The sequence below is a fragment of the Streptomyces coacervatus genome (genome assembly GCF_029223485.1).
In the GTDB taxonomy this organism is placed as follows: domain Bacteria; phylum Actinomycetota; class Actinomycetes; order Streptomycetales; family Streptomycetaceae; genus Streptomyces; species Streptomyces coacervatus.
In genome coordinates, this window is the sequence record NZ_JARHTP010000008.1 from 387,867 (window position 1) to 408,144 (window position 20,278).

17 protein-coding genes are annotated in these 20,278 nt (G+C 66.2%); 2 read left to right on the forward strand and 15 right to left on the reverse strand.

Features of this window, described 5'->3' with window-relative positions; translation table 11 throughout:
- Positions 1-20: 20 nt before the first annotated feature.
- Both P2Q00_RS22100 and P2Q00_RS22105 read right to left on the reverse strand, forming a co-directional pair.
- Complete coding sequence (locus P2Q00_RS22100) at positions 21-1,925, reverse strand: hypothetical protein (protein ID WP_275774353.1); 1,905 nt, start codon at positions 1,923-1,925, stop codon at positions 21-23.
- A complete protein-coding gene (locus P2Q00_RS22105; protein ID WP_275774354.1) occupies positions 1,922-2,857 on the reverse strand; it encodes a site-specific integrase in 936 nt (311 codons plus the stop codon). Before P2Q00_RS22105 ends, P2Q00_RS22100 begins: the two co-directional genes overlap by 4 nt.
- 90 nt (positions 2,858-2,947) lie before the next feature.
- On the opposite strand from P2Q00_RS22105, the gene P2Q00_RS22110 reads away from it, so the two are divergent.
- Positions 2,948-3,268, forward strand: a complete 321-nt coding sequence (locus P2Q00_RS22110) for a helix-turn-helix domain-containing protein (RefSeq protein ID WP_275774355.1) — start codon at positions 2,948-2,950, stop codon at positions 3,266-3,268.
- A gap of 211 nt (positions 3,269-3,479) precedes the next feature.
- On the opposite strand, the gene P2Q00_RS22115 is transcribed toward P2Q00_RS22110, so the two are convergent.
- Positions 3,480-3,932: a hypothetical protein gene (locus P2Q00_RS22115; RefSeq protein WP_275774356.1), complete on the reverse strand. Its 453-nt coding sequence runs from the start codon at positions 3,930-3,932 to the stop codon at positions 3,480-3,482.
- A 346-nt stretch (positions 3,933-4,278) separates the two neighbouring features.
- On the opposite strand from P2Q00_RS22115, the gene P2Q00_RS22120 reads away from it, so the two are divergent.
- Positions 4,279-5,046: an IclR family transcriptional regulator gene (locus tag P2Q00_RS22120; RefSeq protein ID WP_275774357.1), complete on the forward strand. Its 768-nt coding sequence runs from the start codon at positions 4,279-4,281 to the stop codon at positions 5,044-5,046.
- 766 nt (positions 5,047-5,812) lie between these two features.
- On the opposite strand, the gene P2Q00_RS22125 is transcribed toward P2Q00_RS22120, so the two are convergent.
- The 12 genes from P2Q00_RS22125 to P2Q00_RS22180 all read right to left on the reverse strand — a co-directional run bounded on the left by P2Q00_RS22125 (position 5,813) and on the right by P2Q00_RS22180 (position 19,616).
- Positions 5,813-6,088, reverse strand: a complete 276-nt coding sequence (locus P2Q00_RS22125; RefSeq protein WP_275774358.1) for a hypothetical protein — start codon at positions 6,086-6,088, stop codon at positions 5,813-5,815.
- Positions 6,085-6,939, reverse strand: a complete 855-nt coding sequence (locus P2Q00_RS22130; protein WP_275774360.1) for an IS5 family transposase — start codon at positions 6,937-6,939, stop codon at positions 6,085-6,087. Before P2Q00_RS22130 ends, P2Q00_RS22125 begins: the two co-directional genes overlap by 4 nt.
- A 276-nt stretch (positions 6,940-7,215) precedes the next feature.
- Positions 7,216-8,724 (reverse strand): peptide MFS transporter, encoded by a 1,509-nt coding sequence (locus tag P2Q00_RS22135; RefSeq protein WP_275774361.1) that lies wholly within the window; start codon positions 8,722-8,724, stop codon positions 7,216-7,218.
- Entirely contained in the window at positions 8,721-9,323 is a 603-nt protein-coding gene (gene leuD, locus P2Q00_RS22140; protein ID WP_275774362.1) for a 3-isopropylmalate dehydratase small subunit, read from the reverse strand. Before leuD ends, P2Q00_RS22135 begins: the two co-directional genes overlap by 4 nt.
- Before the next feature lie 14 nt (positions 9,324-9,337).
- Positions 9,338-10,738, reverse strand: a complete 1,401-nt coding sequence (gene leuC / locus P2Q00_RS22145; RefSeq protein ID WP_275774363.1) for a 3-isopropylmalate dehydratase large subunit — start codon at positions 10,736-10,738, stop codon at positions 9,338-9,340.
- 93 nt (positions 10,739-10,831) lie between these two features.
- The gene (locus tag P2Q00_RS22150; protein WP_275774364.1) at positions 10,832-11,839 is read right to left on the reverse strand and encodes a TauD/TfdA family dioxygenase; all 1,008 of its coding nucleotides are present in this window, start codon (positions 11,837-11,839) and stop codon (positions 10,832-10,834) included.
- A 45-nt stretch (positions 11,840-11,884) separates the two neighbouring features.
- Positions 11,885-12,946: an iron-containing alcohol dehydrogenase family protein gene (locus P2Q00_RS22155; RefSeq protein ID WP_275774365.1), complete on the reverse strand. Its 1,062-nt coding sequence runs from the start codon at positions 12,944-12,946 to the stop codon at positions 11,885-11,887.
- Positions 12,947-13,003: 57 nt separating this feature from the next.
- Complete coding sequence (locus P2Q00_RS22160; protein ID WP_275774366.1) at positions 13,004-14,077, reverse strand: cytochrome P450; 1,074 nt, start codon at positions 14,075-14,077, stop codon at positions 13,004-13,006.
- Positions 14,010-16,202, reverse strand: coding sequence for an FAD/NAD(P)-binding protein (locus P2Q00_RS22165; RefSeq protein WP_275774367.1), 2,193 nt, complete (start codon positions 16,200-16,202; stop codon positions 14,010-14,012). Before P2Q00_RS22165 ends, P2Q00_RS22160 begins: the two co-directional genes overlap by 68 nt.
- Positions 16,203-16,293: 91 nt before the next feature.
- Positions 16,294-17,172 carry a prephenate dehydratase gene (gene pheA, locus P2Q00_RS22170; RefSeq protein ID WP_275774368.1) on the reverse strand — a complete coding sequence of 293 codons (879 nt, stop codon included), beginning with the start codon at positions 17,170-17,172 and terminating at the stop codon, positions 16,294-16,296.
- 13 nt (positions 17,173-17,185) lie between these two features.
- Complete coding sequence (locus tag P2Q00_RS22175; RefSeq protein ID WP_275774369.1) at positions 17,186-18,394, reverse strand: LeuA family protein; 1,209 nt, start codon at positions 18,392-18,394, stop codon at positions 17,186-17,188.
- Between the two features lie 40 nt (positions 18,395-18,434).
- Complete coding sequence (locus P2Q00_RS22180; protein ID WP_275774370.1) at positions 18,435-19,616, reverse strand: pyridoxal phosphate-dependent aminotransferase; 1,182 nt, start codon at positions 19,614-19,616, stop codon at positions 18,435-18,437.
- Positions 19,617-20,278 lie beyond the last annotated feature (662 nt).

Consider the following 20,278-nt stretch of genomic DNA (forward strand, 5'->3'; position numbering starts at 1 on the left):
CGGGGTGTTGCGGGGGTGCGTCACTCGCGTGGCGGAGGCTCGATCGGGTCGGTCGCACTCGGTTGCGTCTGGGGTGGCTCGAGGGGCTGGCCGGATCGGATTGCAGTGCTCGGCGTGCCAGGCTTGCGGGGCCGGATGCCCTGGTCGCGGCGGAACCGTTTGATGGCTCGGAAGTTCGCCACGAAGATGATCACGGCGTTGAGCAGGGTCTGCGCTACGCGTCCATGGGGCAGGCGCAGTTGGGCGTTGTCGATGCTGTCGAGGGCGGACTTCTTGAGGTTGCCGTTGCCGCCTTCGTTCTGGCTGCGCAGTCCGGACCAGGCTTCCTGCCACTGCGGGGTGAGCAGGGGGTATGTCTGCCGCCACTTGGCATGTACGGTGCCGGGGACGGTGATGCTCTTCGCTGTGCAGATGTCGGGGTGGGTGCCAGTTTCCCGCTTGGGCTTGGGGATGGCGGGGAGGGCGGCCGGGGTGCGGACGGTGGGGGCGTCGAGGTCGACGACGGTGGACGGGCGCGGTTGGGGGCGGCGGTAGCAGGTGACGGTGGCGTGCGGTCCGAGGGCCGGGCACTGCCGACGTTGATCGCCTGCGGGACCGTACTCCTTGATCTTGGTCTGGTAGCTCTTGCGGGACTGGATCAAGTCGAGCGCGTGGGCGCGGTCCTCGTCCGTGCGACTGTTGATGTACGTGGTGCCCGCGGTGACGAGCGGGGTGGGCATCAGCGGGCAGTAGAACTCGCCGCCGACCAGCTTCATGCCTCGGAAGTCTTTCTGGTGGTCGACCTTGTCGTCGTTGTAGTGCTTCACCGCATTGAGGCCGAGCTTGAGCAGTTGCAGATGCAGGTTGCCGGCCTTGGCCTGGGAGATGCCCCGGTCCGCACAGAAGAGGTCCTTCACCAGGCCCCGGTCGTAGGCCGGCTGGATGGCACGCAGGGCAGCCGGGCCTGGTTCGGTGCCGGGAGTGCGGAGGATCATGCCGAGACAGACCGCAGGGTAGGCGCCGGCGAGGTCGCCGTGCCCGTGGCCGGGGAAGGCCGCCATCATGGCGTAGCGAAACAAACGCTTCTCCTGCGCCTTGGCCTTAGTCTCCTGCGCCGGTGTGGCCTTGCGAGGCACGGGCTTGTTGGCGGTGCCGCGCCGAGTGCCGGTGTTCGTGGGGGCTGCTGCTCCGCCATTGGGCTGTACCCGCCGCTTCTGCGCTCCTCCCTTCACGTACGTCCCAGCAGTGATCTCAAGCGAGGCCCGGTTCCTGTTGTGGTCCGGCTCTTTACCCCAGACCGGAACCGGGGTGTCGTCGACCGCAATATGGCCTTGCCAGCGCGCGAAGTCGCCCCGTTGGTAGGAGGCCATGACCGGGGCGAGAATCAAATCCTGGGCGATAGCCTCCAGATTGCGCACCGTATCTGCGTTGGCGCGCGAGTTCCACTGGCGCCGGATCTTCTTGGCTTCGCTGAGCGTCAGGCGTTTGCGGCGGTCGTGAGGTGCCGGGTCGAGACGTTTGGTCATCGACGTCCAGGACCGGTAGACACGCTTCGACGTCGCGTATTGCAGGTGCGCGATGTGGTCGATCTGGTCGTGGGTGGCGTCCTCGGAGATGTCCAGGTCGATGTCGGGGACGTCGAGCAGAGCTCTGGCTCCGGGCCTGAGCGCGAAAAAGAGCGTTTCCCACGCGTCGTCGAGGTTTGCGCTCTTACCCATGTACTGAGACAGGATCAGACCGATCAACACGGTACGGAAGGGGAAGCCCTTCGGGCCCGGCCTGTGGCTGTTCGAAGGGAGGCGTTCCAGTGCGCCGCTGTTGCGCACAAGGTTGAAGACCTGGTAAACGACGCTGTCGTCGAGTTTGCGGCCAGGAGCCTGCGGTGCGGGGCGTAAGGCGAGGCCGGTGCGTCGGCAGGGTTTGTTCTCGGGATTCTTCCTGCTCATGCAGCTGCTCCCCGCAACAGCTCAAATACCTCTTCTTCGGACACCTCGTGGAGGAAGACGAGGTAGCGCGAGAGGCTGTGCAGCGTCGCGAGCCCCGATGCTTTGAGGATCACCGGCAGCGGAAGCCCCGCATTCAGCAGATCGACGAGCCAGGTCGTGCGCAGCCGCTGGGTCTGCAGCACGGCACCGTCACAACGGCCGATGATCCGCGGGTACTTCGCGAGCCAGTCCGATGCGATGTGCTTGCTGGTGCGGTTCTGCCAGTCCGGCCGGAACACGTAGTCGTCGGCCGGGACGTCCCCGGCTTCCGCCAGCAGCAGTTCTTCGTAGGCGTACCGGCACACGACGGTGCGCGGACGGCGCCCGTGCACCTTGACCAGCGCCCGCCCGGTCGGACCCGGCTGGATGTCCCGCCCTTGAACGTGCACAAGGTCCTCGACGGCCAGCCCGCAGCCGACGCCGAGGCAGAAGAGCAGGCAGGCGTTGCGCCGCTGGGCCGGGGTGGGCAGGCTCTGCGCCCAGATCAGCCAGTGAGCGACCTCCGCCGGCGGGTAGGTGGCTACCGGGGTCGCGGTCGCCTTCAGCCGGATCGGCGGATGCTGCCCGAGCTGATCCAGCAGGAGCGCTTCGGAAGCCCGGCGCAGCTGGCTGCTGCAGGTCCGGCGGCTGTTGGCGGCCATGTCGCGACAGCCGACGAGGATGAACCGTTCGACGGTGCTCTGATCAAGGACCACCGAGGGCTCCAGCGGGAGGCCCTGGGCCTCGGTCCAGGCGACCAGGCGCGCGAGCGGCGTCATGATCACATCCGGGCCGTAGGGCCCAGCCGCCACGGCCAGAAAGCCCAGCGAGCGGACGACCGGCGCGATACGGCGCCACTGGGTGGGCGGCACCGTCTCCGGCTTCGGCGCGTACGCCAGCAGGCGATTCGACACAGTGACCTCCAGCCGCAGGGCCCATGACATGCGGCCGGTTAACCGGCCATGGCTGTCAGTGTCGATCACGATCTGGAGGAACGCATCTTTATGACTGGAGGCCGAGCGCGCACGGCGTCGCCACGGAACTACGCCGTCGATCCGGACCAGTGGCCGGACGCCCGGATCGCCGGGGAGCCCGCCGCCGCGGTGGTCCAGACGATTGCCCGACGCCTCGCCGCCGCCCTGCGTGAGCGGCCGCAACTGTCGCTGCGTGCCCTGGCCGCCCAGAGTGACGTCGGCAGACAGACCATCGGTGATCTGCTGGCGGGGGCCAGCTGGCCGGACGTCCTGACGATCTGCCGCCTGGAGCGCGCCCTGGGCCTGGCGCTCTGGCCCGGATCGAATGCGACCCAATGTGTTCATGACTGATCCTCAATTGCCTATTCGAGGCCAGTCGGGCACGCTTCAGCGCGGAATGGCGCAGACTCCCCATAGCGCCACCGGTGGCAGCGCTAAGGTGAACGTGCACGACGGACCGGAACCCTGGTAGGAGAAGCGTCCGATCGTGCGTTTCGGCGGCCTCCCTCGACCGTTAATCGAGGGAGGCCTGCTTGTTCGGTTGGCGGCCGTGCCCGGTGACTCAAGCAGCCCGGGCTGACAGCACGGCCCGGAACATTCCCGGTGCTACGTTTTCCACCTCGCCAAGTTGCTTCATGCGGTTGAGCGTTTTGCCTACGGACGAGCGGACCGTTGCGTCCGCTCCGGGGCGTACTGCCCCCGCGATATCGGTGATCGACATCGCCTCCTGGGCGGCACACAGGAGCGTGAGGATCGCATCGCGCATGCTTCCATTGCGCGGCGGCCCCAGAGCCCGAGTAGGAGAGCGCGGGTTCGCATCTTCGGCCGACAGATGCTCGTCAGCGGCAGGATCTTCGGGCGGATCCTCCCCGGAGGGTTGGGCGGTTACCGGGGTCTTGCCAGCGGCCGGCCGCTCCTCACCGATGGCGGTGGATTCGACGCCCTGGCACATCATCGCGTACACCGCTTCCAGCGTGGCCAACTCGCCGCGCAGCGAAGCGATCAGTTCCTCCACGGCATGGAGAGCCAGGCCAAGGTAGACACCTTTGCCTAGCGCAGATGCGTCTGTCCGGTGTCCCGCCATGGTGAACTCCTAAGGAAGGCCGATGTCAGTGTAGGGACGGCACACTGTGGCCCGCACGCAGTTCCTGTGAGGTGCCGACAAACGGTCAGGAGCGCGCCCAAGTGCGGCAAGTCCAGTCGGAGTTGTCGCAGGACTCGGACTTTTCGTCGCAGAAACGGCTCGCCAGAGCTGTGTGATGCCGCGCCTGGTCCGTGAGGCGTACCACCGCAGAGTTCTGACGTGTCGATTCTGCCGAAGCTCCCGGTCCCCGGGAGCGTTTGAGCGCTACGGTTCCTTCATGGTGGATGGCAATCATCTGTCGGCGACGGAGGCCCTGGCCTCGGTGACGAAGGCCCTCGATGTTCTCGTCCTCGCCTATGACCGGGGGGAAATCGGTGTTACCACAACTGCCCGTGAACTCGGCATCTCACGTTCCACCGCACACCGCATCCTGGTCACCCTGCAACGCACAGGTTTCCTGCGCCACGATCCGGGTCAGCGCGGATACTCAGCCGGGCCGCAGCTAGTACGCATGGGACTGGCCGCGATCGCCCAGCTGGACGTCCGACGACAGGCGCGCAGACCCCTGGAGGAGCTCTCCGAGAAGCTACAGGAGACGGTGTGCCTGTACTCCCTGGATGCGGCCGTCGTCCGACTACTCGACGGAGTCGAGTGCCGGCATGTTCTGCGCGTCAGCGTTCCGCTCGGACAGGAGCTCCCTGCCCACGTCACAGCGGCGGGCAAGGCCCTGCTAGCACTGCGCGACCCGGCAGATGTACGCGCGACACTCCCGGCCGCGCTCCCTGCTACGGCGGCAGGAAGCATCACTGAGTGGCCGCTGCTTGAGGTGGAGTTGGAGGAAATCAGGGTCCGGGGATGGGCGGCAGACCTCGAGGAAAGCGCGCACGACCTGCACGGCGTCGGCGTGGCCATCCGCAACCGCATCGGGGAACCGCTCGCCGCGATCTCCGTGTACGCACCCGCCGTACGTCTGCGTGAACAGGACATGCCAGCGGTTGCCACGGCCCTGCAGGAGACCGCCACCACGATCGCCAGGGCAGAGTGACAGCGGGTGTCGAGGTGCCGGGACTCAAGGCCCCAACGTGATCCGCCCGTCCGGGATCCATCCCTCCAGGTATCCCGTCAACAGCACATCCACATCTGGCAGATCGCACCGTGTGCACAACTCCTGCCACTGCTCAGGCCCCGTCCAGCGTGTCGCTCCCCTCCAGGACAGATGCTCCGGCGGATCACCAGCCGCAGCGAGACGAAAGATGAAAACGTGCGCCTCTCGACGGCTCCGGCCTACGGGCACAGGCACCTGAGCCCAACGGCATCCTTCAACAGCGCCCCCGCGCACCGGCATCGCGCCGACCACATCGCGGAGTACGCGCACTGCCGCCTCACCGTAGGTTTCTGTGGCTCGGACGGATCCTGAAGGGAGGACCCATCGGGGAAGAGCTCCAGACAGGTCGTCTGCCACCAGGGCAAGCCGCCCGTCCGAGCTCAGCACCGCGACGAACACCACCCGCCGCATCCTGGGAGGCGGCACGGCAGGGCGCCCCGAACTCTCGGCAGCGTCCAGGAAAACAGGCACGGTCCGATCCTGACATGCGGCCGCTTAACCGGCCACTCGTGTCCTGGATCTATGCGAGTTTCATCTCCGAGCTCAATGTGGTGAATGTGATCCGCGCGCCTGGGCAGCAAGCCGCGCGGATACTGCAACACCGCTGCCTGAGTGGACGTTAAGTCCGTTTCTGGTAGCGGTCTCGTCCAGGCTGGGCGAGGAAGCCTTGACGGTGTCGGTGGGCATGCCGAGGAGTTCGTGCAGCTCACGGGCTCGGAACTCCTGGTCGGGGTGCTGGTTGAAGGCGTTCACGATGGCCTGATAAGCGGTGTTCGTCGTTCGTCTCGGGCGGTGCGGGTTCGCCTCCAGCCGGTGCGAGTTCGGCGGCGACCTTCCGGGTGGTGGCCAGGTCCGCGAGTCGCGCTTCGGTCTCGGTCAGGGCGGCGGTCAAGTGCTCGATCTGGTCGCGTAGTTCACCGGCCCGGGCCGTCGTCTTGTCGTGCTGGGCCTGGAGGTCGGCCAAGAGCTCGATGACGTTCACGCGGCCAGCCCGAGGGTGTCGTGCCAGGCCGGACTCGGGGCGGTGAGGCGGCGGGCCATGTTCGCGATGGAGGCCCAGTAGACGCGCGAGGTGGAGGTGTCGGGGCGGTGGTCGTACTCGCGGGCCAGGCGGCGGTGCAACATCAGCGTGCCGTTGACCTGCTCGACGATCCACCGCCTGGGCTGTGGGACGAAGCCTTTGCCCTGGTCTTCGGGGTTGCGGCGGACGACCTCGACGTCGATGTCCAGCAGGGCGCCGTGGATGAGGAGCTCGTCCTTGAAGCCCTGGTCCACCAGAGCCTTCTCTAGACGGTTGCCGCAACGTTCGGCGGCTTGGTCGAGCAGGGCGGTGCCGGCGGTGTTGTCGTGGGCGGATGCGGCCAGCACCACGACACCGATGATCAGTCCCAGAACGTCGACGGCCAGGCCCCGCTTGCGGCCCGACACCTTCTTGTTGGCGTCCAGTCCCGTCGTGGTCTTCGGGACACCGGCGGCCGCGCGCACGGACTGGGTGTCGAGGATCACGAGGGACGGGTCCTCTAATCGCCGGGCTCTCTCCCGCACCTGGCAGCGCAGGAGTTCCTGGATCCGCTGGTCGAGCCCGTCCTGACGCCACAGGCCGAAGTAGTAGAACACCGCCGACCAGGCCGGGAAGTCGTGGGGCAGATAGCGCCACTGGCAGCCCGTCCGGTTCTGATAGAAGATCGCGTTCACGACCTCGCGCAGATCGCAGGACCCGGGATCCCCGGTCGCCGACCGCGTCACCCGGTCCTGCTTCCACGCCGTGATCATCGGTTCGATCAACGACCACTGCGCATCCGATAAGTCGCTGGGGTACGGCACTCGCTCCATGCCCCGCATCTCAACATGGACATGCCCAGCACGTGGTCGACGTGGCGATCAGTACCACGATCGAGCGATCACGAACCGAGGAAGATCGGACTTAACGTCCACTTACGAGAGGCCGGCTTGTTCGCCGTACCGCGCCGGGTGCCGGTGTTCGTAGGCGTCGTTGTTCCGTTGCCGGGCTGCGCCGGCCGCTTCTGCCGCAGGGAGCGGTCTGGCCGGGAGGAAAGGATTGCCGACAGGAGGCGTGCGTGACGCGGGTCACCATGGGACGCCGTACCGTCAGCGAATGCCGCGCATGAGGTCCGTCAGACGTCGCGCGCAGAACAAGAAGGACACCCCCGTGACGAGCGCGACGAGTGCCCACAGGCTGTAGTAGGCGGTGTCTCCCATGGGCTCGTTGAGCTGTGTGGCCCAACCGTCGATTGCGTGCCCGGTCGCCCCGGCCATGTACCAGAGACCAAGGAGCTGGCTGACGAAGGCTGCCGGCGCGAGCTCGGTGGACAGCGCGAGCCCGACGGGCGCGAGGCACAGTTCGCCGATGGTCTGCAGCAGGTAGACCGCCAGGAGCCACAGCACGGAGACCTTCGTCACCCCGTCTCCCTTCGCGAGCCAGCCGGCGACCGCCATGACACCGAAGGAGGCGCCCACCAGTACTAGAGCCAGGCTGAACTTGGGCACCGTGCCCGGTTCCCTGGAGCGGCGCGCTGCCGCCACCCAGAGAGCGGCCAGAGCAGGACCCAGCAAGATGACGAGAGCGGGGTTGACGGACTGGAACCAGCTGGCCGGGAACTCCCAGCCACCGAGGTTGCGGTCGGTCTTCCCGTCGGCGAAAAGCGATAGCAGCGAGCCGGACTGGTCGTAGATCATCCAGAACAGAACCGCGACGCCGAAAAACCAGATGTACGCCTTGATGCGCAGCCGGTCCTCGCGGGCGAGTTCGCCGTTCCTGAGGATCGAGAAGAAGTACAGGACGGGGATTCCGACACCGAGGATGGGCATCACGTTGACGACGTGGTCGATGCTGAACGCTCCGCTCACGACGTCTGTGGCGAGGATGACGGCTCCGGCCGTGATCCAGATGCCCGCACGCCGGAACGTGGTGCTGCGTTGCTGCGGGTCCATGGGCGCCGGAGTCCTGCCGATGTTCGACAGGGTCCGCCGGCTGAGCACTAGGACGAGCAGGGAGAGGAGCATGCCGATGCCAGCGATAGCGAACCCGACGTGCCAGTTGACCTTTTCGGCGGCGGTGCCGACCACGAGCGGAGCGGCAAATGACCCGATGTTCACTCCGACGTACAGAGTGGTGAAGCCGGCGTCCTTGCGGTGCGCCATGCCTTGCTGCTCGTAAAGCTCACCGACCATGGCCGCGATGTTGGGCTTGATCAAGCCTGTACCGACCGCTACCGCGAGCAGGCCGCAACAGAGGGTGGGGAGAGAGGGGACGGCCATGGAGAAGTGCCCCAGAGCAAGTACGGTTCCCCCCAGCAGGACCGCCCGGCGTGAGCCAAGCACCCGTCCTCCGAGCCACCCGCCAGGCACGGCCAGCATGTATGCGACGGAGTTGTAGATCCCGTAGATCGCCACGGCAGTAGCTGGAGCCACACCGAGACCGCCGTGCGCGGAGGAGACGAGGAAGAGGACCAGGATGCCGCGCATCCCGTTCCAGCTGAATCGCTCCCACACCTCCGCGAAGACGAGAGGGAGCACCCCCTTGGGATGGCCGGCCAGTCCCGTTCCCGGCGTGACCGAGCGACGGTCGACCGGTGTCTGCACGTCGGTCGGGGTCACTGTGGTCTCCTGGAGTGGGTCACCGGAAGCAGGGGACGCCGGAGACGTTCGTACGCCTTGATGTCGTCGGCATACTTGAGGGTCTCGGCCACTGCGTCCTGGCCGGACAGCAGGCGGCGCCGGGCGCCGGGGGTGAGAGCGAAGGGCTGTGTGATGTCGGCACACCGCACTTCCAGGCGCTGGACGTCGACAGTGATGGGAGTGGAGGGGTCCTGCTCGATCCTCTCCCACAGGAACTCGACCACGTCCTCGGGAACGGTTGCCGTGACGACACCCCTCATCAGGGCGTTGCCGGAGAAGATGTCACCAAATCGCGGGGCTATAACCGCGGCGAACCCTGCCCGCTGCAGGGCCCAGACGGCGGACTCGCGCGAGGATCCGGTGCCGAAGTCGGCGCCGGAGACCAGTACGGTCGCACCCTGGTATTGCGGGAGGTTGAGGACGAAGGAGGGATCGTCGCGCCAGTCAGCGAAGAGCGCGTTGGTGTGGCCGTGCCAGCTGAAGTACGGCACGTAGCGTGCTGGGATGATCTGGTCAGTGTCGATGTTGCTGCGGCGCAACGGCATGCCGGTGCCGGTGTGCGTGATGAAGGGGTTCATGGCGTTCCTGGTGCTCAGAGATCGGCAGGCTGCGCGAGGTGTCCTGCGACAGCGGTGGCGGCCGCGACGGCGGGTGACACGAGATGGGTGCGCGACCCTTTCCCCTGGCGTCCCTCGAAGTTGCGGTTGCTGGTGGAAGCGGCACGCTGTCCCGGGCGCAGCCGGTCCTCGTTGAGCGCGGCGCACAGCGAACAGCCAGCTGCCGGCCGGAAGTCTGCTCCCGCGCGGCGGAAGACCTCGTCCAGGCCCTCGGACTCCGCTTGCGCACGGACCCGGGCCGAGCCGGGCACTATGAGCAGGTGCACCCCGGTGTCGACCTGCCTGTCGCGCAGTACCTCTGCGGCGGACCGTAGGTCTTCGATGCGCCCGTTGGTGCAGGAACCGATGAATACGGTGTCCACGGAGATGTCCCGCATGGCCGTGCCGGGGGTGAGGTCCATGTAGGCAAGAGCACGCTCGGCCGCGATCCGGTCGGCCGCGTCGTGGAAGTCCGCGGGACTGGGAACGCGCCCGTCCAAGGAGACGCACTGCGCCGGGTTCGTGCCCCACGTGACCTGCGGGGCCACGGAGCCGGCGTCGATGGTGACGTGCCGGTCGAAGACCGCGTCGTCGTCGGAGCACAGAGTGCGCCAGTAGGCGACTTCGTGATCCCAGTCGGCGCCGGTCAGCATGTTGGGGCAGGCCGCCAGATAGTCGAACGTCACGTCGTCCGGGGCGATGAGCCCAGCCTTCGATCCCGCCTCGACGGACATGTTGCACAAGGTCATCCGCGATTCCATGGACAGGTGGCGTAGCGCCTCGCCCTGGTACTCGATGATGTGCCCCTGCCCGCCGCCCGTGCCGATCTGCGCGATGAGGGCCAAGACGAGGTCTTTGGCGGTCACGCCCGGGTTAAGCCGGCCGGTGATGGTCACAAGCATGTTCCCGGGACGCTGTGCCAGGAGCGTCTGCGTGGCGAGGACGTGCTCGACCTGTGCTGTGCCGATGCCGAACGCCAGCGCGCCGAACGCACCCAGGGTCGTGGTGTGCGAGTCACAGCAGACGACGGTCGTGCCCGGCCGACTCAGACCGAGTTCGGGGCCGATCACGTGGACGATCCCTTGGCTGGAGTCGCCGAGCCGGTGCAGCGGAATACCGAACTGCTCGCAGTTGCGGCGCATCAGGGTGGTCTGCCGCCGGCCCGCCGGGTCCTGGATCGTCTTGTCGATGGCGACGGTGGGGGTGTTGTGGTCTTCGGTCCCCAAATTGAGTTCGGGCCGGCGCACTGTCCGGCCGGCCGCACGCAGATCATCGAAGGCCTGCGGCGTATTGACCTCGTGCAGCAGCTGCATGTCGACATACAGAATGTCGGTGTGCTCGTCGACGGACCGCACCACGTGCGCGTCCCAGATTTTTTGGGCAAGGGTCTGGCCCATGAAGGTTTCCTTCGCGTGTGTGCTCAGCGCGGGTACGGGTACGGGTTCGGACACTCCGCAAGGTGTCCGCGAGTGCCGGTCCCGGTGCGCTTTCTAGTCGGCGACGAGGCCGCGGACTCCATTGACCCAAGTCCCCTCGTGGGGCTGGGCCTTGGTCTCGTTACGGAACGCGTACGTCTTCAGCAGCCAGCGGCTCTTGGCACGCAGCGGGTCCTGTATGTCGATCCTCTCGCGGTTGTGTAGGCCGTCCTGGTTGGCGAAGGAGAAGAGGTCACCGACGAGAATTCGGTGTCGCTTCTTCTCCGCGCGTGCGAGCGCGTTCTTGAGGGCGAGCAGCGCATCCTTCGCCGCCACCGGGCTGTGCGGCGCGACGGTGGTGTGGCTGTCCAGGTAGCGGAAGCTGTGGTCGTTCTCCAGGATCGGGTGCGTCTCCGAGACGGTCAGGCTGTTGTTGTTGTCCTTGGAGAAGACGTCGAACGGAGTGACGAACCAGGGATTGCGCAGGGCCTGCTGCTCTTCCGCGCTCAGGTGCGCCAGCAGAGCCCGTCCTTCGATGAATCCCGTGTACACCAGTTCCTCGCTCGGGCAGCGCATGCCGAGGAGGGTGATGAAATCGGCGCGGACGCGGTGGGCCGTCCTGTCGTTGTGGTACACGAGTTCGCCGTCGCTGAAGCCCGTCTGCTTCCCGCTGTAGCGGTTGATGGCAACCACGTCGGTGAAGAAGTCGCCGTTGAACCGGGAGGCGTAGGCAAGCAGGGGGGTGCTGGTGAGCTGCGCGAAGAGCTCCATCAGCGTCTCACCGATGAAGGTCTTCTTCTTCGCGTACTTGTCGGTGAGAGGGTCGTTGTGGTCCAGGACAGGGATGTCCCCGTCCAAGGGGCAGTTGCGCAGGGCGTGTGCGTCCGAGACGCCGTTCTCCCGCTCGCCCCGGATGGTGTGACAGGCGTCAACGAAGGCGGCGGGCACCAGCGGGCCTTCGCGCAGGACGGTTACCGCCTTGGAGAAGGCGCCGTAATCCGTATACGGGTTCTCGGTGACCGTCTGAAGCGCGGCGAACAGTTCGTCGCGCTCGGAGTTGGTGAGGACGTAAGTGGGCTGCACGATGTGCTCTCCTTTGGTGAGTGAATGGGTTGGTGACAGGACCGTTCAGACGTCGATGTGCGCGAGGTACTCGCCGTAGGCCAGCCCCAGGTCCGCCTCACTCAGGTCGACGTGCTCGAGGATCGTGAATCGACCCGGACGGGTTCTCGGCGCGTAGTGGGCCGCTTGGGCGAACTCCTCGGCGGAGAAACCAGCTTGGGCTGCCGTCGCGGGTAGCCCGTGACGCACCAGCGTGTGCGCGAGTTCACCCGCGAGTTCTTTGTCTCCCCTGAGATAGGAAGCGAATGCGGCCCCCAGACCGACCTGCTCTCCGTGCTGGGCGCGACGGGCAGGGTAGAGGATGTCGAGGGCATGGGAGATCTCGTGGCACGCACCGCTGGACGGCCTCGTGCTGCCGGCGATGTTCATGGAGATGCCCGAAATGATGAGGGACTCAGCAAGCTGTGCCGCGAAGTCAGGCTGATGGACGTTGCCGACGTGCCGAATTATCGCGTGCCCCGCGCTGCGGGCCATGGCCGTGGCGAGCCCGTCAATCTCCTCACCGGTCTGGACGTGCGAAAGCTCCCAGTCGGCCACCGCTGACAGGTTGGAGAGCACTTCGCCCACACCGGAGGCCACGAAGCGAGCCGGCGCCTCGTGGATCACGTCCAGGTCGACGACGGCGACGATCGGACAGGACACACCGACGGACTGACGGCCAGACTCGTCATCGAGGATGGACACCGGTGAGCAGATGCCGTCATGTGCGAGGTTGGTGGCGCAGGCCACGGTCGCCAGACCGATGCGCCCAGCGGCGTACTTGGCCGCGTCTATGACCTTGCCGCCCCCCAGCGCGACGAGTGCGTCGTAACGCCCGCTCTTCAGCTCGCTGCTCAGGCGTACGGCTGAGGCCAACGTGCCGTCTGGCACGGTGAACCAGTCCGCGTCGGGCAGCAGGGGAGCGACGCGCGCTCGCAGGACCCCGCCGGATCCGGCACTGGCGACAACAGCCACCCGCCCCGTCGTCGAGATGCGATGGTCGGACAGGATGCCCGGGAGGCGGTCCAGTGCACCGTGTTCAACGATCACTGCGACTGGTGAGGGAATCATGCGGGCGATGACCGGCATCAGAGTTTCTTCTCTCTTGCAGAGCGCAAGGGCTGGTCTTGCGGTGGGCTCAGCCGGTCACCAGGTGACGGGCAGTCGGGTGACCCCGGTGATCGACTGGTCGTCCTTGAACTCGAGGTCAGCGAAGGGCACGGCTAGGCTCAGGGTCGGAATCCTGCGCAGCAGGGCGGCGAAGACCACCTGGAGCTCGACCTTGGCCAGCAGGTGCCCCAGACAGTGGTGCGGTCCGTAGCCAAACGCGAAGTGCTGACGGAGCCTTCCGCGAGTCCAGTCGATGGTGTCCGGGTCGGCAAAGAAGTCCCCGTCGCGGTCGGCGGAGGAGGTCAGGGCGATCACCCCCTGCCCCGCCGGTATCACCACCCCGCCTATCTCGACGTCCTCCACGGTCACGCGTACAGCGGTCTGGTGTACGACGGTCAGATACCGCAGAAGCTCCTCGACTGCGGCGGGCAGCTGACTCGCGTCGGCGCGGAGGGCATCCCACCTTTCCGGGTTTTGAAGAAGAGCCAGGGTGCCCATGCTGATCATGCTCACGCTGCTCTCGTGGCCGGCGACGAGCATCAGCCGCGCGGTAGCGTTGAGGTCCTCGCGGTCGAGGTCGCCCGGGAGCAGGTGCTCGTGGACGAGGCGGCTGAGCATGTCGTCCTCGGGCCGGTCACGCTTGGCGTCGATGAGGCGGTCCAGATAGGCGATCAGGCTCTCGACCACGTACCTGGTCTCCTCGGGTGTCGACTGGGTCGACATGTACCGCTGGGTGAGGTCACGGAAGTAGGCACGGTCCTGCTCAGGGATGCCGAGCATCCAGCAGATGACCCGGGTGGGTATCTCCTCGGCGATCTCGCTGACCAGGTCGAACGGCTTCCTGGAGTCCAGGAGCCGGTCGATGATGCCGTCCGTCAGCATTTCGATCTCGGGCCGCCAGCGCTCGACCGCTTTCGCGGTGAAGTCCTGGGTGACCATCTTGCGTAGCCTGCTGTGCTCGGGGCCGTCCATGCGCATGAAGTTCCGGCGCCCGACGGAGCGGAAGGCGAGCCCCACCGAAGGACGCATGAGGGGAAAGCCCTCACGAGTGATGTCCGCGCTGAAACGCTCGTCGGTGAGGACCGTACGTACGTCCTGGTACTGGCTCACTGCCCAGATCCGCTGTCCGCTCCAGAGCGTGACCTGCCGTACGGGCTCCTCCCGACGCATCTGCGCGTACTCCTCGGGAGGGCTGAATGGACAGGTCCGTGCCGGCGGAAACGTCTGTTGTGCCTGCTGGGTGTTGCTGCTCATCAATCCTTCTCTCGTCTCCCCGGTACTGCGAGGCCCTCTGATCACTGCGCGGCGTGCGCCGGCACTGGATCGGTGACAGGGCGCCGACGAGGACGTTCTTGGCGACGTCGTCAGCGTCCTGATCGAACTGCGACCAGAAGCCGGGGCGACGCCCGCCCACGGTCATGAACCAGCGAGTGTGCTCGGTGGGAATGCCCAGGAGGCAGATCCCCCGGTCCGCCTCCCCAGTGGCCCGCAAGGGGTGGTATGGCGTGTGCGTGACCGCCACACCCCCGGTCTCGAACTCTTCCTCCGAGCCGTGGGGGGGATCCCAGACGTTGCGGTACGGCTGGACGACGCCGCGGGTGTAGAGGTCCGCCATCATCGGCGAACCGTCCAGGCGGATGTCGGTGGGCGGCACACGTGCGTCGACCACCGTCTCCAGCAGCACGCTTGAGCCTTCGACGGAACCCGAGTGTCCGACGAAGCAGCCACGCGTCTCGTCCACGGCGAAGCGGGTGTCCGGCCCGAGCACTGTCAGCACACCGCTGTCGATCAGTGCGAGAGCCTGGCGTAGCCGGATCCGTGGCGGACCGGATACGAGAAAGGCGCTGCGCTGTGCGTACCAACCCAGGAAATCCCGCTCGTGCGAGGAGGGGGTGAGGGAGGCGAAATCGACGAGCGCACAGATGAGCCAGCGTACGTCCCGCAGCACGTCCAGTGCCGCCTTGCGAGGAGAGGCCACGTTGCCCAGGTCGGCCTCGCGCAGGTCGGCTTCCACCACCTCCCGGAGCGCGTGGTGAAAGTGCTCCGGGCAGGCGAAGGTGCGCTGTCCGAACGGCTGTGCCAGCGTGTCGAGTTCGGGGGCGGGCATGGGGACCAGCCCGTGCCGGTGGGCCAGTAGGGCGATGTCGGGGCACACATGCCGTGCCGCGACGGCCACCGCACGGACGAAGCGCTCCCGCTGCGCCGAACCCGTGCGCAGCCGGTTGTGCGCGAGGGTGGAGACGAGGTCCATCTCCGCGCGCAGCCAGGGAAAGACGTCGCGAACGAAGTCCAGCCTCGGGCCCGCCTTCAGCAGCTCGACGCGCTGCTCGGTGAAGACGACGGGGTCGTACACCTGGTCCAGTGGCTTGTGGTTCACTCCTCGACCGGGCATCAGCATGCCGCTGCGCGACCCGGCGAACAGGCGTGGTTCGTCCCCGGAAGTCTGGTAGCACAGTTCTCCGTCGGCTGTCTCGGTGAACTGCCCACCCCGGCCCACCGTGAGGGCGGTCATCACGTCGTAGAAGGTCAGCCCGAGCCCGATGACGCCCACCGCGGAGCCGCCCGGCAGTTCGTCCAGGCGCATCTCTGCCGCCGGACCGGCCGGCAGGTACCGCAAGCGGGGGTGCCGCGAGGCGAACCGCCGGAAGTCCAGGGACTGCCCCGTCGGACGCGGCTGGGCGTGGCCCGTGCTGAGGACCACGCGGTGCACGGCCAGGGCGGATCCGTCCCCCAGCTCGAGCCGGTAGCCCCCGACGCCGTCACCGCGCAGCCGGCTGACGCTCTGCTGCCGCCGCACCAGCGTGACCCGGTCCGGCAGTGATGTCTCGATGCTGTCGAGTACGAAGTGGAGATAACGCCCGTACAGGGCCCGCGGAGCATAGGAGTTGGGACCTGGAAAACCCGTCGCGTGCTGCTGCCACCACTGCGCGAGCGAGGGCCCCGCCCCAGGCCTGCTCCCTTCCCCCGGCTCTGGCGGGCCGGAGAACATAGAGATCTCGTCCGCCACCGTGTTCATCAGCAGATACGCGGGCTGTTCGGTGCGCCAGACACGCCCACAGCCCACTTCGACCGCGTCGATGAGATGGATGATCACCGGAACCGAAGGCGGGGACTGGGCCAGGTGGAGCGCCATGCGTTCCAGGACACTGAGGCCGCGAGGGCCACTGCCGATGACGGCGACGGTCCACGGATCGTCGCCCGGCAGCGCGTGGTGCGGAGCCAGTGATGTGTGCATGGGTGGTGTGTCACCAGTTCTGTGGAGGTGTTCGTGCAGGGGGAGTTGTCGGTGCCCGGACCAGTGGCACCGCAGGCGGGGGCCTGGCGGCTCAGACGGCGGCCATCTGCGGCCGCAGACTGTCGGGCCGACCGGCTTGGTGCCGTGGATAACTACCGAGTACGTGCACGGCCGTTGCCCGGCATCTGACCGCCCCGATGGCGTCTGTCACCGCCGGATCCTGGATGTGTCCCTCCAGGTCGAGGAAGAAGTAGTAACTGCCTAGCTCCGACCCGGTGGGCCACGATTGGATACCGGTCAGGCTGACTCCTCTCGAGGAGAACTGCTGGAGGATGTCGACGAGGATTCCAGCAGCCAGACCCTCAGCCGACACCACTAGGGTGGTGCGGTCGTCTCCCGTGCGGGCCCGGGGTGTCCCGCCGCCCGTGACAACGATGAAACGCGTGACCGCGTGCGTGTGTTCGCCGATGTCGGAGGCGATCACGTCCAGACCGTAGGACTGCGCTGCGGCACTCGAAGCGATGGCCGCCACGTTCTGGTCACTGCCTTCGGCGACCGTCCGCGCCGCTGCGGCAGTGGAGGTGGAGAAGACGGTGTCGACGTCGGGCATGTGCAGGTCCAGCCACTTGCGGCACTGGGAGTGCGCGTGCGGGTGGCTCAACACGGTGGTGATGTCTCCGCGGGTCTGCTGCGGGCGCGCCATGAGGTGAAAGGTCACAGGCAGCTGTACCTCGGCTTCGATGTGGAGGGGACCGTCACCCGTGACGAGCTCCTCCAGGGTGGCCGGCACGACACCTTTGACGGAGTTCTCCAGAGGAACTACCGCGCAATCGCTCTCGCCGGAGCGTACGGCCGAGAGCGCGGCTGGCACGGTCGTACGGGGCATTGCCTGTATCCCCGACGCGTTCGGTAGGCTCCGCAGCGCCGCCTCCGTGAAGGTTCCCGGTGGGCCCAGATAGGTGTACTTCATGTGTCGGTGCCCGTCACCCGGCCAGCTCGGGCTTGAGTTCGGGCAACGGGTGGACCTCGCGACGGCCGAGCTCCAGGGCGAGCCGCTGGCGCAGAACCTCCAGGTCCTCGCAGTCACTGCCACGGCGTTCCGCGATGTGCCTGCGGTAAAGGTCGTCGATTTCGGTCTCGGTGAGACCCGCGCCCAGGCCCTCCAGCAAGTGGCGCAGAATGCTGCGGCCGGAGTGGCGGCCGATCAGGAGCGATCGCTCGCGACCGAACACAGCCGGTTCTACGTACTCGTAGGTCGCGGGGTTGCTGAGGATTCCTTGCTGATGAATGCCTGCGACCGTGCCGAAAGCGTAGGTTCCGAAGACGGGCTTGTTGCGGGGTTCCGCCAGGGCGATCATCTTCCGCAATGCGGTGTACGCCTCGTACATGCCGTCCAGGCCAATGTCGGTGTGCATCCCGTAGAAGTCGCTCTTGTAGGAAAGAACGGCCGCGAGTTCCTCCAGAGGAGTGTTGCCCGCGCGCTCGCCGATTCCCCCGAGCGTGACCTGCACTTCGTCCGCACCGGCCTCGAGTCCGGCCAGGGCGTTGGCGAGGGAGAGACCAAAGTCGTCGTGGCAATGGGTGGAGACACGGACGGCGTCGGGTACCCAGCTGCGGATCTTGCCGATGAGTTCGCCGTACTCCTGCGGGACCATGCAGCCGGTGGTGTCCGCCAGGATGATGCAGGTCGCCCCGGACGAGACCGCCGTCTCCGTGAGGTCCTTGAGAAGTTGGTCGTCACTGCGGCTGGCGTCCTCGATCCCGACGGAAATGTGGGTGACGCCGAGTGCTGCCGCGTGCGAAACCGTCGTGGAGACTTCTGAGACGGCCTCGGCGCGGCTGATACCGCGCTTGTACTTCAGGTGGATGTCGCTGCCGGTCGCCACCATTTGCACTTCATGGTTCTCGGTGCCGCCGGCCTCGACCGCGAGGTCGATGTCCTCGCGACGGGTCCGGGAGAACGTGGCGAACCGGCACTTGGTCAGGGCACGCGAGATCTTGCGCGTGGCCTCGAAGTCGCTGGGGGAGGAGGCGGGAAAGCCCGCCTCTACGCAGTCGGCGCCCAGCGCCTCGACGCGCAGTGCCATCTCCAGCTTCTGGTCCGGCGTCATGCCGTTGGCCGGGGCCTGCTCCCCGTCGCGCAGGGTCGTGTCGAACACACGGACCCTCTTGGACGTCGCCTGGTGGTGCATGTTTCCTCCCGTGCAAGCAAGTGGATACGGAGTCAGGTGTTCAGTCGAGTGCGGAAAGGACGTCGGACAGCTGGCTGACTCCGGCTTCCACGGTGGCTGTGGACGCTGCCAGCGACAGGCGGATGTGTCCCTCGCCGCCAGGTCCGAAGGCCGAACCGGGGGTTACGACGACACCGGCTTCCTCAATGAGCCATTGGGCGCAGGCGTAGGAGTCGGAAAAACCGAGACGGGATATGTCAGGAAATATATAGAAGGTGCCTTCGGGCAGAGCACATTCGATGCCGGGCACCTGCCGCAACGCGGTGTGCGCCCATTCCCGGTGATGGTGGTACTGCTCCACCATGTGCAGAACTGGTGACTGGTCACCCGTCAGCGCGGCCACCCCTCCGCGCTGAATGAAGGATCCCGCCTCTCCGACCGAGTGTTCCTGTACCTTGAGTACGGCTTGCATCAGTTTCTGCGGCCCGGAGACATATCCGAGTCGCCAGCCCGTCATGGCATAACTCTTCGAAAATCCGCTGACAGTCAGCGTCCGTTCCGTGCATTCCGGATATTCAGATGGTGAGTGGTGCCTGTTTCCGTCGAAGACTATGTCTTCATAGATCTCGTCGGAGATGACGACGAGATCATGATCCGCCGAGAACTCGGCAACATCACGCAGTTCGGGCGCGCGTAGCACTCTGCCGGTCGGATTGGTTGGCGAGTTGAGCACGATCGCTTTCGTTTTCCGCGTCAGTCTTGCTTCCAGGAGTTCCCGCGAGAGCACGAACCCGTCATCGGCGCACAACGGGACGGAAACGGGTTTGGCTCCGGCAAGACGTACCATCTGTCCGTAGCTCACCCAGCTCGGCGTGGGAATCAGGACCTCGTCGCCAGGGTCGAGCACTGCCATGAGGGACACGAAGACCGCGTGCTTGGCCGAGGGCGTGATGACGATCTCATGCTCGGGATCACGCGTGACGTCAGACCGGCACCTCAGGCGATCGGCCACTGCGGCTCGCAGATCAGGCAGTCCACGACTCGACGTGTAGTGCGTGAACCCCTCATCGAGCGCACCCCGGGCCGCGTCCACCACATGTCCCGGTGTCGCGAAGTGCGGGTCTCCGCCGGCGAGGTTGATGACCTTTCGTCCGCTTTCCTTCAGCGAGCGAGCCCGGTCGGCCAGCGCCATTGTCGCGGATCGCTCGATACAGGCGAGCTTTCGCGCAATGCGATGTTCCATGGCGACGCCTTTCAAATTCTCGCGAAAACGGCAATAAGTCGCCGTTGAAAGCAGGGGCCTCAGCCTCACCCGCAACATCCCCGTATCACCAATTCGTAGGGCGCCAGTCGCGCCGGTGATGGCCAGAAGACGATCACTCCCCGCAACCTGCTGTCAAGCTCATAGATGGATACCGTTCACCCCGCCTGGTGCTCATATGTCCAACTTTTGACACTTCTCTTTTACCTTTGATTGACTCGGGCTTGGGGATCTCGTAGAGAAGGGGCGCCGAAAGGGTTAATGTCCGGCCCTACCCCTGCATCTCCGCGCGAAAAGAAAGCTGAATATTCAACATTCCAGATAGAATTGTGAAGTGGATCACACATCGTTGCGTCGATTTCGAGACTATGGAACGATCTTCGAAAGAGTTTCGAAAAAATGAATTGATGCCATCATTCAGCGCAGTTACAAATGCCGAGGCATCTCGCGAATCCCGTCGCTGTCAGTGACCCGGACAGAACGTCATCCGCAGTAGTACAAGGACCCATCTATGCGCCAACGAAGACCTCTCCCCGAGCCTGGGAAGTTCCGCTCCGCTCGTAGGGCGGCACAGCGCTTCCTCTGAGCCGCTGCTCGAGCCGCGGTGGGCCAGCGCCCTGTCTGCGGCGACGAGTTGGCCGCAC

Coding starts and splice junctions, on each gene's coding strand:
- P2Q00_RS22175 (WP_275774369.1), bottom strand. CDS start 18,394: ATGCACCACCAGGCGACGTCCAAGAGGGTCCGTGTGTTCGACACGACC.
- leuC (WP_275774363.1), bottom strand. CDS start 10,738: ATGGGCCAGACCCTTGCCCAAAAAATCTGGGACGCGCACGTGGTGCGG.
- P2Q00_RS22165 (WP_275774367.1), bottom strand. CDS start 16,202: ATGCACACATCACTGGCTCCGCACCACGCGCTGCCGGGCGACGATCCG.
- P2Q00_RS22110 (WP_275774355.1), top strand. CDS start 2,948: ATGACTGGAGGCCGAGCGCGCACGGCGTCGCCACGGAACTACGCCGTC.
- P2Q00_RS22130 (WP_275774360.1), bottom strand. CDS start 6,939: ATGGAGCGAGTGCCGTACCCCAGCGACTTATCGGATGCGCAGTGGTCG.
- P2Q00_RS22180 (WP_275774370.1), bottom strand. CDS start 19,616: ATGGAACATCGCATTGCGCGAAAGCTCGCCTGTATCGAGCGATCCGCG.
- leuD (WP_275774362.1), bottom strand. CDS start 9,323: ATGAACCCCTTCATCACGCACACCGGCACCGGCATGCCGTTGCGCCGC.
- P2Q00_RS22100 (WP_275774353.1), bottom strand. CDS start 1,925: ATGAGCAGGAAGAATCCCGAGAACAAACCCTGCCGACGCACCGGCCTC.
- P2Q00_RS22120 (WP_275774357.1), top strand. CDS start 4,279: ATGGTGGATGGCAATCATCTGTCGGCGACGGAGGCCCTGGCCTCGGTG.
- P2Q00_RS22155 (WP_275774365.1), bottom strand. CDS start 12,946: ATGCCGGTCATCGCCCGCATGATTCCCTCACCAGTCGCAGTGATCGTT.
- pheA (WP_275774368.1), bottom strand. CDS start 17,172: ATGAAGTACACCTATCTGGGCCCACCGGGAACCTTCACGGAGGCGGCG.